The organism is Gammaproteobacteria bacterium, from assembly GCA_011375345.1.
Taxonomy (GTDB): domain Bacteria; phylum Pseudomonadota; class Gammaproteobacteria; order DRLM01; family DRLM01; genus DRLM01.
On sequence record DRLM01000118.1, the window covers coordinates 1 to 13451 of the forward strand.

Below are 13451 nucleotides of genomic sequence, written 5' to 3' on the forward strand. Positions count from 1 at the left end.
CACCTCGCGATGGGCACCTTTGCCGTTCGGCTAACCGTTCCCCTTGCCGGGCCGGTAGGGGACTTGCACCCCCAAGTCATCCCCTCGCCACCACAGCTCGGGAAATAGCGCCAGTCACGGCGCTACGCGCCATGCCTGGCGCACCGAAAAAAAAGAGGGTGGGACATAGCCCACCCTCTATGGACACTGCAAAACAGTATTTTGACTTAATGGTGATCGTACGGCGCGCGATCGTTGCCCGGCGTCAAGGGATCGGCACCGGTCAGATACGCAGCCGCACTAAGAATGTCGTCATCGCTCAAGCGTGCGGCCACCGCTCTCATCTGACCCATGGGATCATTGGTACGCGCATTCTGGCCATTGGGATCAGCGGCCCCATCACGCCATTTCTTCAGTTGGTTGACGAGGTAGGTATAGCGCTGCCTACCAATCATGGGGTACATGTTTGGCGCCCCCCGCCCGGCATAGCCGTGGCAGGATTTACACGCCGGCACGCCACCACCTTTGCTTCCCAGCTCCTTGGGGAAACCGTCATCCCGTCTCGGGCTGCCATACTCCACGATGGCACGCCCCCTGTAGGCTTCACCCACGTCGGTTCCGGCAGCTTTCAGCGCCTCCAGATCAGAACCACGGAAATCAATGTGCTTCTCAGACAGGTAGGTCGCCACATCACGGCGGTCCTGCGTGGTCAAGCCCTTGGCGTTGTCATTCATCACAAACATTGTGGTGTCTTTGCGCTTGTCGGACGCAAAGTCCTCAAGCTGTTTCACCAAAAACGAAAAGAACTGACCCGCCAGACGCGGCGTCGCCAAATCGTCGCTGCCGCTACCGTCCTCACCGTGGCAACTGGCACAGGCAGGAACGCTGCCCTTGCCTTCCCGGAAAATCTTCTCCCCATTGGCGGCGTTACCGTCGCCTTTGGCGTAGTAAGCGTCGGATGCATAGGCCCCATTTGAAGCCACCATCCCACCAACCACGACAGCCGCAGCTGAAATCATCGCCATCACGTGTCGCATTATTCAGACCCCCTCCCACTCAAGAAGATGTTGGTATTCTCCGCGGTGTTAACAACCGTTACCACCGGCATCCCAAACTCCCGGCCGCTCACTTTACGCTACGAACGGGCTCCACCAATTCCAAATCACACAAAAACGCGGCCGCAGCCGCCTCATCATACTTAAGCTAGTTTTTAGAATTGATTTTCAAAACCAGAACCGCGAGGCCAAAGGCCAAAGCGAACCATAGCGTATAAATAGTGACCACACCTGTAGTATCTAACACAGCACACCTCCATCAGGTTTAATCTATCCCGACTAGGATTCCCCCAATCGACGCCGGCGACCTGTGCAGAGCCGCCTGCGCCGTACCCTTTAATTAAACGATGGGATATTTCCCATTTTTTATCACAAGCATTTTTTTAACACAAGAACGAAGTTTATTCAATGAAATTAAGTTGGTCGATGTTAAGCCCCTGGGAAATAAATCGCAAGCTGCCAAAAGCGTCTGCAACAGAAAACCAGGGATCGCCCGGAATCCGGCGCTGCCGGACCACACTGAGCCGAGCGCTCCCGGACACTTATCCTGAGGAATATATTCGGGCATTCACCGCCGCCCTATTTTGGTGTGGATGCCACATCCAGATTCAAATCCACAGGCGCCGGGGCATCCATGTCCGGGTTGTTGCGCTCATCCCACTGCCTGCCGCGCTGCGCCACCCATTCCACTTCTTCAGGCGGCCGCGGACCGCGTTGCAAGGCCGTTTCCCATTCCCAGATGGCTGACCTTGCCCGGCGCACATAGTCTGCCGCAGCAGCGTCCTGCGCCGAAAGGTGAACGTAGGTACGCATCGCGCCCAAGGCTCCCGGGAGATCGCCCAGTCCTTCCAAGGCGACAGCCAGACCCCAGTAGGCATTGCCCTGATAGGGCCTGAGTTCCGTTGCCGCATTGAAAAAATCCCTGGCGGCAGCATAGCGCTTCAGCCCCACCATGGCATAGCCCATATTCACATAGGCTTCGGGCATGCGCGGGGCCAGCTCAATCACTCTGTGCAGGGCGGTGACTGCAAACTCGTAGCGCTTGGCGTGGAGCATCGCCACGGCCTGCTGGAATCTCGCCTCGAGTTCGCCGCCGGCTGCCGGCTCCTGCAACACCGCCAACCCGCCCTCATCAACCATGGAAACCCGCGCTGGAGCCGGGCTGGGCGCCATGCCCCCCATCTTGTGCGACAAGGCGGCCAGCAGGACGATGATCCCGGTCAGCAAAAAAATGGACACGGCGGAGCTCGCATGCCTGACCGCCGCCCGGTTACCCCGCCTCATATCACCCCCTTGTGGGCCGCCTCGCTGTAAAACGGCGTACCAAAGTAAGTGAGAAATGCGACGATGAATATCAGCACGATGAAGACCGCACCTGCCCGCCTGGGAACCCGGTAAGCCAGGCGCGCGTGGATGGCCCCCCCTAAGGCGAGCCAGGTGAGAAACGACGAGGTTTCCAAGGCGTCCCAGGACCAGTAGCGCCCCCAGGCATCCTGCGCCCATACCGCGCCGGCAATCAGCATAAAGCTGTGAAAAATAAAGGCCAGCAACATAAACCGCCAAGCCAGGTTTTCGATGAGCGCATCAGGTGGCAAATGGCGCAAAGCCCGCTCCGCACGCGGCCAGCCGCGCAGCAGGATGATTCCGGCCAGGCCCGTCCCCACCAGAGAGAATGACAAGAACACTTTGCCGAAGCCCACGTGGGCCCAAAGCCAGCTGTTGTGATAGGTGGGCGGAAAGGGCACGGCGACGGGCTCCAGCAGCAGCACCCACACACCCAGAATCCACATCAGCGGCAGGGCAATGATGGCACTGGCACGCATGGGGGGATGGCGCCAATACACGTAAGCGTAGATCAGGCCCAGGCTGAACAGCTGACTCATCAGCAATTCGAACAGATTGACGAAAGGCCCGTGCCCCAGGCGCATCCAGCGCTCCGCCAGCGCGACAGTCAGCAGCAACACGCCCAATACAATGAACGCCAGCACCTGCCATTCGTAGCCCCGCGTCAGTGCGGCACCCACGCCGGGACCACGCATGCGCAGCACGCCCCGAAATGCCTGCAAGGTGGCGATGCAGTATGCCAGCAGCCCGGCCCACAACCAGGGTAACTCCGTCGCCGCACCGAATTCAGTCGTCATGCCGCACGGCCCTCCAGGGATTGCACCGATTGCCCCTCACCCGCCGACGCGCCACCGGGATTGTCTCCGAAGCGGGCGCCAAAGCAACGCCAAAAATGAGCCCCCATGCCACATACCCCGACCATGGCCACGATGAACATCCATTTAAGAGTGGGATCGAAGAATATCTTGTAGCCCATCCACGTTGACAACCGCTCGTAACGCACCACTCCGCCGGGAAGCCGCAGCGATTCCCCCACCTTCAGCTCAAAGCGCCGGTCGCCGAGGTTCAGAACCAGGGTAGAATGGGCCTTGCTTCCGTCCAACACCCAATATTCCTTTTCTTTCAGGCCCGTTTCCAGACTCAGCCACAGCTTGACTTGCGGCCCTCCCGGCGGGGTCCAGGTGTTGTCCTGGCGGAAGTCGAACAGGGGGTAGGATGGCATGTGTACCGCTCCGGTCACTTGTTCACCCTGGTCGGGAATCCAGGTCAGCACTGGCGCAAAACCTTTGTTGAAGGTGGTGTAGAAGCGATAACCGTCCAGCACCAGGGGGGTATCGTCCCCGATAGTGCGTGTCTCCCTGTTCCCGTTTTCATCGGTCAGCACCACCGTGCTGCGGGTCGCACCCCGCACAATGCCGGGAAAATATTCGACGGTAAAAGGGCCTTGCACAAAATCCACGCCGCTCAACCCGTCCGGGTGAAACGGTCCTTCACGCCGGTCGAAGAGCTGGGCAGCGGAAAGTGCTGTGCCCTGCAACAGCTCCACATGCGCCTCGAAGTGCGTCAGCCGGCCGACGGCCGCCAGCACCACCACCCCCAGCAGGCCAAGATGGAACACCAGCAAACCGGGACGGCGGTTGATGCGGGTGTTACTGACAATCGCCGCCAGCAGATTCAGCGCCAGCAGCGCCATGGGCACCACCAGCACCCACACCGGCATCGTCGCCGGGTTGCCGTAGCTTAAACCCGCCCCCACGGCCAGCAGGACCATACCCGCCAGGGTGAGTTTGAGCGACGCGACGCGGCGGAGCACAGCCATCACGGGATATTGCTACAGGTCTCGCCGCCGCTGCCGTTCATCCATTCCACCCCCCGCTTGCCGTTTCCGGGCGGGCCGGCGGAACCGCAACTGGCCGGGGTCCATTCGCCGCTGCGCTGGAAATTGACGACTTTCAGGGTCGCGCCGTTGTAATACGGTCCCTCGTAGACCCGCTGGGGATTGGGGGTGCGCAACTGGGTTCCCTTGGGCAGGCCCGCTTCCGGCCCCACGTCGTTGAGGTTGGCCAGGAAATTCTTGTTTTTCCAGCCATGAGGAATAGCCACATGGCAATAGGTGCAGCGGAAATTCTGCACCACACCCTGCATGGCATGGCCCGTGTGCAGGTTGACATTGGCCACTGCACCCCCGGCGCAGGAGCCACCGGTGCGAATGCTGGAATCGCGCTTGAAGCCACTCTCCAGCGTGACCCCCGTACTCACCCCGGCGGGATATTGCTTGCCGTAATAATTGTAGTCATGGCAGCGGAAACAAAGCCCATCGGGTTGCAATGTCCCCGTCTGGTCATCCCACGGCCCTTTCAGCAGGAAGTCGTTGTCGGAACCGTGAGGCCCCCAGACATTGCCCTGCTCCCCCCCCCGGGGCACCGCACCATCGTTGACGTCGGTATCCGAGCCGTGGCAGTCGGTACAATACATGGTCTGCACACCAACGGCCATGTTGAAGGGCGTGCGCCAGACGTTGGGGCTGGAAATATTACGCTGGACGGTGGTGCGGCCCGTGTCGTCGATGACCGGATGCCAGGCACGGTGATTGTTGCGGGCATAATCCACGCAGTTCCCCGCCGCATCAACAAGGCCGTCCAGCTCTTGTTTGGTTCGGTCGTCAATATACCTGCACGACACTCCCACCGAAGTGGCATCGCCGAACGCACCGCTGGCCGTGGGCGAAGTGCCCTCCCCCTTGTGGTCGGAAGGCGATTGATATTCCATGGCCTGATTGGTGTATTGGAACAGGGCATTGGTCCCCGGCGGAGTGGCGCCTTTCACATCGCCCAGCATCGGCGGGTTGTCGCCGTAAGCGTAGTTGGAATGGCACTTGAAGCACACCTGATACTCTCGGGTGACGTAGCCCGCCGACACATCCGTGCTGCCACCCACGCCCGGATCACCCCGTTTCACCATAAAACTCACGGGGTTCGAGCCAAACTCGGTGGAAGCCCATCCGCCGCCGCCCCCTTCAACCCTGGGGTCAACACCGGATATACCCCGCAGCACGCCTGAAGCCAGGTTGGTGTGATGCGAATGACCCGCCGCCAGTATCTGCGCTTCGGTATGGTTGTGCGTGCCTTCCGTGGCCGGCACTGTGGTGTCATCATTGAACTGGCGGTTACGGATAACGCGATGCGGATTGTGGCAGTCGGTGCATTCCACGTGACGCGCCGCCAGATTCTGGGGATCCTCGACGAAATCCTTGCCTTCGGTGGGATTCGGCCGGTTACCGCTTCCCGCCCCGATGTTATGCACCTCCCGGCCCCATTCGCGGCTGCTGGCCGGCTGCTGATCGTCGCTGGTGATCGGCATGTGGCGGGCCATGGTGGTGAAGTCGGTCTTGACATCCGGCACGCCAAAGCCGGGACGCATGGCCTGATTGCGCAGGGTATTGCCGTCCGCCGAATGGCAGGCATAGCACACTTCCTCGATGGCCGACTCGCCACCCTGTTTGAAGCGCGCCCCGTTGGCCGCGACGGAAACCGGGCCGTCGGTCCCCTCCCGCAACAGACGGCGGGAGCCCTGCACGGTGTGGGGATCGTGACAGTTCAGGCAGGCCGCCTGCCACACCTGAATACCCTTGGGAAACTCGCGCAGCTCCGCCGCGGCATCTTCGTATTGATAAGTGGCCACACTCAAGTTGGCGTGGGCGGAACCCACCCACCCGGCTTTGTCATGACAGGCCAGGCAGATAATATCGTTGTCCTTGTCGAACTTCTTGTCGACAGGATCCCCCTTCTGGAAGCGGTTGACCCGCAGAAACTTGACGTTGTCGCCCGAGGTGTCGCGAATATGGGGATCATGGCAGGTGATGCACTCCACCCGGTTCTCTTCCAATGGCAGCGTCGGGTTGGGACGCTCGCCCCGGATGCGCTCGCCCACCTGGGGCACCGCAGTGGGATCGTACAGCTCACCGTCACGCAGCGCCTGGGCGCTGTCGAAGGTGAATGAAATGGGATGATCGTTGGTGAGATCCACCCCCAGGCGCCGGGTAAAGCCAGACAGCGCGCCGTGCCCCTCCGGGATGGTGTCACCCGGCCCGATGCCCGGCCCGGTGAAATCCACCTTGGTGTTCTCCACCCGGTTGAGCACGTTCACCTGCCCCAGGGCCAGGGTTCCGTCGTGGCAGGACAGGCAGAGCTTGGACTTGGCCCGGGGCTGATCCAGATCAACGGCATCCAGGGAACCGGAGGTGTAGGGCGTATACGTGGCGGCGGAAAGGCTGCGGTTCCACAGCGGCGCTTTCGGCGCCTTGGTGGCGCCGTGGGGCGTGTGGCAGAAAGCGCAAATCTGCGACTCGCTGGAGGCCGCCGCGTTGCGCTGCGCCCCCTCGGGCAAAATGGGCACCACCGTCGCAGAGAAATTGTGCTTGGTATTACGGATATCGGAGAGCCGCTCCGCGTAGGTGGAAAATGATGTAACCAGGAATGCTGCGGCCAAGGCCCAGCCGCTCCCGATTCTCAGCGTCCCGCTCATGCTCCCCCTCGTAGGAACTGAAGAACGACTATACGGCCGTTAAAACTGTCGGCGATAAACACGCGATCGTGCTGATCAGTCCACACCCCTGCGGGCAGATAGAACTGGCCGATGCCGCTGCCGGTTCCCCCTATGGGCAGCAACAACTCGCCGTCGGCGTTGAATACTAACAAATAGTCATAATAGGATTCTACCACATAGATTCTGCCGTCTTTGTCCACCGCCACCCCTTTGGGGCGCGGCATGTCACCCACGAACAAGGACCGCCTGCCGAAGGTGCGGATGAACTCCCCCTCCGCGGTAAACACCTGGACCCGTGAATTCAGCGTGTCGGTAACGTAGAGGCGGTCATTCGCGTAACTGATGAAGGTGGGCGCGTTGAACTCTCCCGCCCCTTCGCCGTGGCGGCCAAAGGCTTTCAGCAGCCTGCCGTCATCGGAAAAGATCTTGATCTGATGGGCGCGGGTGTCGGCCACGTAGATACGACCCTGCCCGGCATCACGGGCCAGACCGGTGGGACGCAGCAATTCCCCCTCGCCCAGCTTCGACACCGGTTTGCCCCTGGCATCCAGGCGCGCCACAAAGCCCAGCTCGGCATCGGCCACCAGGATGCCGCCGGCCCCATCCAGGGCCACTCCAATGGGGGCAACGAAACGGGTGTTTTCGGCGGCGGAGTCCCACACCTCCAGGCGGCCGGCGCCTTCATCGAACACGTACACGGCCTGGCGGCTGACATCGGTGACATATATACGACCCTTGTCACCGGCGACGCCCGACTGCGGCCGCTGCAACACCGTCGGGACATGTTTGGCCGAGCTCAAACCCACCAGCCAGTTGACCAGGCCGGCGCCGGCCCGGCGCAGCCCGGTGCGGGTGGAGACGAAGTTGTCCTCGCCGGTCAGTTCCCCCACATAGCGGAAACGCGGAACCTCCGGCGGCGCCGGCCACACCACCTCCGCGCCCGCCTCAGCGCCCTGGTAGCGCAGCGCCGCGGTGTGCGGGGAACAGGCAGTCAGAGTGAAGGCAAAGAAAATCAGAACTGCGCGGGCAAGGAGGCGAAGCACGACCACCCCGTATCAATGCGCAGCGGGCTCGACGCGACCTCGCGTGAGAATACGAAAGACTTGAATGCGGCCGTTCAAACTGTCCGCCACATACAAAAAGCCCGCCTCCAGGGACACATCGGCAATGCCTTTGAAACGGCCGGGGCCCACGCCCGTCCCCCCCAGCTTGGCCAGCAGGCGCCCCTGGCGAAAGATGCTGATGGAGTTGTCAAAAAAATCGCTGATGTACGCCCGTCCATCCACATCCACCGCGACGGACTTAGGGAACACCACGGTGTTTTTCTCCAGCGCATACTTGAAGGCACCGCTGCCATCGAGCACCTGGCCCCGCAACGCCAGCCGCGCGGTCACGTAAACCCCCTCCGGCCCCAGTGCCACGCTGGTGATATTGAGAAACCTGCCCTCACCTTCGCCGCGCTCGCCCAGGCTGCGCCACAGGCGGCCCGCATCGTTGAACACCAGCACATAATCCATCACGCCGTCGGCCACATAAACATCGCCGGTGCGCTCATCCACCGCCACCGCCACAGGCCGGCGAAGGTTCAGTTGGTCCTGATAGATCCGCACCACCTCGCCCGAGGCGTTCAGGCGCACCACCCGGGCACCGAAACTGTCCGCCAGATAGATGGAACGGTCACCCGTCACATAGATATCCCGGACTTCTCCCGCCACCAGGCCGCGCAGATCGCGCACCACGGAGAGGCGGCCGGAAAAACGGTCGTAGGCGTAAAGCAGCTCCTGACCCTCGTCCACCACGTACAAAACGGAATCACGGGCGGCGACAGCCACCGGGCGGCGGAAGCGGGTGTCGGCGCGGCCTGTCCAGGCGTTCCCCTCAAGACCGCCATCAATGCTTTCAACAAATTCCAGCCACCGACCCGCCGGCGCGGGGGCGGCCGCGGCCATATCCGCCGCCGGGGCAGGCCCACCGGCCCCGCTGGTGCCGCACGCGCCCAGACAGAGCGCGGCAAGCACCGCGAGGATCAGCGTATACCCGGTGCGTCGCGTGCTACGGAGTGACATCTTCCACAATTCATGGTTGGCGGAAAGGCGACCTTACCGTGGCAAACGCCGCAATACTTCCCTTGAATGATGGCGGACATGGTGATCGGATTCGAACCCTTTTGCGGCAGGAAGATCGCCGGATGGCAATTGGCGCAAGTCAGCCACTGGGTATGAGGCAGGTGGGGGAAACGCACAAAGGGCATAGAGCCGGTGTTTTTGAAGATGATATCGAAATCGGCGGCGTACATGGTTTTTTCGCCGGTCAGGCTTTGCCGCGGCTCAATATAGCCTTCCTGCAGGGTTTTCACCCAGTCGATGATGCCGCGCTTGTCCCGGGGGAAATCCTTCATCGATTCAATGGGCTCTTGCAGGACTTTGACCGCCGAGTTGGCAGGGTCGTGTATGCCGTCCTCGGCTATGGGAACCACCTCGCCTTCCGTCTGGAAGTGCAGGCCCTTGGTCCATACCGGCCCGTTTTCCCCTGCCGCCTGGGATGCCACCGGAACCAGAAACAAGAACGCCCCCAAGATGGCGCCTTGGACGATCGCCCCCATCCCCCAACATCGTTGACTACGCGCAATCATTAGTTTCCCCTCATCCACCCGCTGCGCTGCACGCGCGCGAGCCCCGCTACTATAGCGTCTTTTTTTTTGTTCTCATAGAAGCCTGAGCGGATCAGGCTGATATTGTTTGCCGCCGGAAGCGCCGCACCGCTTCTGTGGCACCGCTCCCGCCGCCGGCGGGCAAGAACGGCAGCTACTGCACGCCCACCAGACGCAAGGCCAGACGCAGTTTTTTGGTAGCCGCCTGCAAGGCCATGATGGCGCTCTTGTGGTCACCCTTTTCCGCCAGGGCCACACCCTCGGCCCGAATTTCCCGGGCACGGGCCACGTACCTGTCCATCAGGCCCACAACGCCGGGTGACGGTTTGAGCTGCTCTTTGGCGACGGGAATCAAGTCCCTGTAGCTGCCGTAGCGTGCCAGTTCGTACTCGTACTCTTCTGCTGCGTTGGCAAAATTTTTGTCATAGACCACGGTCTGGGAATCCAGCAAGGATCCCAGCGCCGCAGTCAGCAAGTCACTGGCATCACTGAGCCGCGAGACCGCCGCACCATACTCATTTTGCGCGGCGAAATTTTTGCCTTCCCTGACCAGCCGGTGATAGAGCGCGGTATCCAGGGCCTTGCCTTCCTTGGGCTTCAGGCCACGCTCAATGTTCTTTTCGTAAGAAGAATAAAAGCCCGACACCTCGGCAAGCAATTGTTCGTAGCGCTGCTCGTGATCGATCACCGCAGACTGGTCCGGCACCATGCGCGCCGCGGCGTTGAAAGCCCGGATAGACGCGTCCGCGGCCGCCAGGGCGGCAGCGTTGTTGCCCGCCCCCAGGGCGGTTTTGGCGGCTGAGTAGCGCTCCTTTGACTGATCCAGCTGCGCCAGGGCAGCGGCATTCCCGCTGTCCGCAATGCGGGCAGCAGTGGCGGAACCCGGCGCCAGCAGCATGGCAGCATAGTTGAGCTTCTGCCTGACACTGGCGGCAGACACTGTTTTCCTGCCCCGGGCGGACACCGGGGCGGCAAGCGGCTTGTCCACGGTGACTTTTTCACCGGCATTCACCACATGTATTTTTCCACCCATGTATTTGTGATTGCGACAGGCGTAATACACCGTCGCCGGCGTCTCATCGCCCGGGGTGAAGTCCACCTCGCCCTGGTAGGTGAACTGCCCTTCCACGCCCTGGGTCACCGTTCCCGCGCCGCGGCCGACGGGCGCAGTGGAAAAATAGAAATCGTGCTGCACCCCCGTATCGACGTTAAAGGCATAACTCACGCCACGGGTGAGCACCAACTCCTTGCCCTGGGCACCGTCCACGATAAAACCCAGCTCACTGCCCCGCTGGTAAAAGGGATGGGATGCGTCTTTCCGGCCCGCTTTCACGGTAAACGTGCGGGGGGTGGTGTCAGCCACCACCGTGCGGGGCCGGCGGGGCGCTGCCGCGGCACCGGGGACCGGCGTAGGCCTCACCCCGGCCGCCGCAGGAAGCGGCGCAAGAGACGCCTTTTCCACGGGTTCCACGGGCGCCGCCGCCTCTTGCGTGATGGCCACGGGCGCCGCGGGAGCCGCCCCCCCAGCCACCGACTCAGGCTGGGCGGTATCCGGCTCCCGGGCCGCCTCCCCGCCGCCGTCTTCCCCAAGGGGAATCGTCTCAGCCACAGGCGGCGCTTGATCCGCTGCCGGTGCCGGCGCAGCCGCCGGCGGCTGCGCCGCAGACTCGGCACCACCTGCCGCAGGCGCAGCGCCCGCACCTTCCACCGACAGCGGTTCCGAAGGGGGACCGGATGCCGCGCAGGCACCCAGCAATACCGCCATCCAGGAAACAAGCAAAACCCGATACAGTCTCTTCATGATATTCACGCCGGCTGGTTGCTTGGCCGCCGCTCGCTCGTCCTTGTTTTTGTTTTGGGCCTGGCGCAAGAAGCGGGGAGTCCCCCGGGCGCCGCGAGCCGACAGCGCCGTCACGGCGTGACGGCGCTCAGACTATCGGTTACCGCCAGGGATTCTTGAGCGTGGCCTCACTCAAGGGCGGCGTCCAGTCAGCCGGCTTGGGTTTCGAATGACATTTCTTGCACGTCTTCGTCATGATCGGGAACGAGACCTTGCCATGGCACACGCCGCACTTTTGCCCCAGCAGAATCGCGGACATATTGATTTGGTTGGCGCGCTTTTGCGGGATGAAGATTGCCGGGTGGCAATTGGAGCAATGCAGCCACAGCGTGTGCTGGCGGTGAGGGAAGACCACATCGGGCACCGAGGCTTTTACCGGACGCACGATGTCCAAATCCATGACAAAGGGTTCCTCACTGGGGTCGAAGCGGTCCCAGCGGGGGGCCAGCTTGCCCTGGTCGAGCGCCTTCACCCAGTCCACGTGGTTGCCGAACTCGGTGGTGGGCAGGCCGACATAGGCTTCTTTCGGTGGCTGCAATACGTGGGTGGCTTCATTTTCAGGATCGTGATAACCGTCTTCCGGCGGCGGCGCATTGGGGTCTTTTTCTTTGCGCAGGTTCCGGTTGAAGGTATTGGCGGCAGACACTTCGGCCAGCACCAGCACATGGGCGCCCGGAGCCGCGGCAAGCAGGCCACCATCCGCCGCCTGCGCACTCGCCGCGGACAAACCGGCGAACGCCACCAAGACGCCGGCAAGGAAATGTGTTTTCACTGACTGACTCATAATCGTATTCCTTAAAGCTGTCTCAGGTTAATTCTTGGGCTTTTCCAGAGGTTTGTAGGGCGGCGCCACCAGGGTCTGCACGGTGCTGCCGTGAATATGGGTGGGCGTGCCGGGTATGCCGGAGTGGCACATGGCGCAGTTCTCCACCGACCAGGAAATTTCGCCGTTGTGACAGGCGCCGCAGAACTTGCCGTCGATGATCTTCGCCATGGTGATTTTGTTGCCCCCGGCCTTGAACTTGAAGCCAAGATCAGCGTGGCACACTTTGCAGCGGAAACGAATCCGGTGAAACCAATGGGGAAACACCACCGGGCGCATGCCCGCCGCGTCGGCGTAGTTATTGATAATAACGTCGGCATACTCGGCCTTGGCCGGCGGCGCGACCGCCAGGACGGCCACACCCGCCACGAGCCCCATCAGCGCGACTCGCCAGTTAAGTCTGTGTTCAAACATGTCGTACGGTCTCCTCAGTTCAAATTTACCATTATAATTGCGCTTCCCCTTGCCGTGAGCCTGCGCTCACCCCTCAAAAACGGCGCGTTAGCCGGAAGTATAAGAGACTGGACCTCGCGTCGCCATCATCCATAAGCCGCAGGCTCAAACTGGTGTTCACCAGGCCGATGGCGTAGTCCAGGCGGTTTTCCCATTCGTTGCGGTCACGTCCTTCATCAGTGGATGCCTGCGACACCCTGAGGTCTGAGCGGAACGCCAGGCGCGGCAGACCGAAGGCACGGCGGTGCTGATAGGCCAGCTGGCCGGTCGCACTGGTGACGGTGTCGTTGTTCGATCCACCGGTGATTTCGCGGCGCACGGTCTGCACCGTCAAGTGGCCGGACAGGTCACTCAGGCGACTGAAATTCTGTGTGCGTGAAATCTGGAAATTAAGCAATTGCTGTTCATCGTCCAACTCACCGAAGCTGCGCGAATCGGACACGGTCAGGCGGGCAAAGGTGGTGCCCTTCCCGCCCGCCTGGTTCCAGCCCAGGCTGATGCTGTGATTCAAGCGGTGCAGGGCATCCTGTTCCGTCTGGATGTTTTCGAAAAACACCTGGCTCAGGCTCAGGGTGATGGAGGAGGTATCACCCAGCATCCACCGGCGCTGGGCGTCGTGCCCCAAAGAGGCATCAAAACGTTGCTCGCTGTCATCCGGGTTGGTGGCATTTTCCAGACCCGCCGTGGCGTACCACCGATAAGTGAAATTTTTGATATCCGCCAGATCAGACTGATACAGGCTGCCCAGACGCTGGCGGGGGG

Annotated in this window: 11 protein-coding genes; all 11 read right to left on the minus strand. The window is 61.7% G+C overall.

Annotation, left to right across the window (positions count from 1 at the left end; genetic code table 11):
- Positions 1-206: 206 nt before the first annotated feature.
- The 11 genes from ENJ19_08790 to ENJ19_08840 all read right to left on the minus strand — a co-directional run bounded on the left by ENJ19_08790 (position 207) and on the right by ENJ19_08840 (position 12650).
- Positions 207-1016, minus strand: a complete 810-nt coding sequence (locus tag ENJ19_08790) for a c-type cytochrome (protein HHM05827.1) — start codon at positions 1014-1016, stop codon at positions 207-209.
- 597 nt (positions 1017-1613) lie between these two features.
- On the minus strand, positions 1614-2318 hold the full coding sequence (locus ENJ19_08795) for a tetratricopeptide repeat protein (protein ID HHM05828.1): 705 nt from the start codon (positions 2316-2318) through the stop codon (positions 1614-1616).
- Positions 2315-3175, minus strand: coding sequence for a hypothetical protein (locus ENJ19_08800; GenBank protein ID HHM05829.1), 861 nt, complete (start codon positions 3173-3175; stop codon positions 2315-2317). The genes ENJ19_08795 and ENJ19_08800 overlap by 4 nt, the downstream gene beginning before the upstream one ends.
- On the minus strand, positions 3172-4200 hold the full coding sequence (locus ENJ19_08805; protein ID HHM05830.1) for a hypothetical protein: 1029 nt from the start codon (positions 4198-4200) through the stop codon (positions 3172-3174). Before ENJ19_08805 ends, ENJ19_08800 begins: the two co-directional genes overlap by 4 nt.
- The gene (locus tag ENJ19_08810) at positions 4197-6902 is read right to left on the minus strand and encodes a hypothetical protein (GenBank protein HHM05831.1); all 2706 of its coding nucleotides are present in this window, start codon (positions 6900-6902) and stop codon (positions 4197-4199) included. Before ENJ19_08810 ends, ENJ19_08805 begins: the two co-directional genes overlap by 4 nt.
- Positions 6899-7852, minus strand: coding sequence for a 6-bladed beta-propeller (locus tag ENJ19_08815; protein HHM05832.1), 954 nt, complete (start codon positions 7850-7852; stop codon positions 6899-6901). The genes ENJ19_08810 and ENJ19_08815 overlap by 4 nt, the downstream gene beginning before the upstream one ends.
- A gap of 126 nt (positions 7853-7978) precedes the next feature.
- Positions 7979-8872 carry a hypothetical protein gene (locus tag ENJ19_08820; GenBank protein HHM05833.1) on the minus strand — a complete coding sequence of 298 codons (894 nt, stop codon included), beginning with the start codon at positions 8870-8872 and terminating at the stop codon, positions 7979-7981.
- 77 nt (positions 8873-8949) lie between these two features.
- Positions 8950-9573, minus strand: a complete 624-nt coding sequence (locus ENJ19_08825) for a hypothetical protein (protein HHM05834.1) — start codon at positions 9571-9573, stop codon at positions 8950-8952.
- Positions 9574-9727: 154 nt separating this feature from the next.
- A complete protein-coding gene (locus ENJ19_08830; protein HHM05835.1) occupies positions 9728-11374 on the minus strand; it encodes a hypothetical protein in 1647 nt (548 codons plus the stop codon).
- 139 nt (positions 11375-11513) lie between these two features.
- Complete coding sequence (locus ENJ19_08835) at positions 11514-12197, minus strand: cytochrome c, class I (protein ID HHM05836.1); 684 nt, start codon at positions 12195-12197, stop codon at positions 11514-11516.
- Positions 12198-12224: 27 nt separating this feature from the next.
- A complete protein-coding gene (locus ENJ19_08840; protein ID HHM05837.1) occupies positions 12225-12650 on the minus strand; it encodes a hypothetical protein in 426 nt (141 codons plus the stop codon).
- Positions 12651-13451 lie beyond the last annotated feature (801 nt).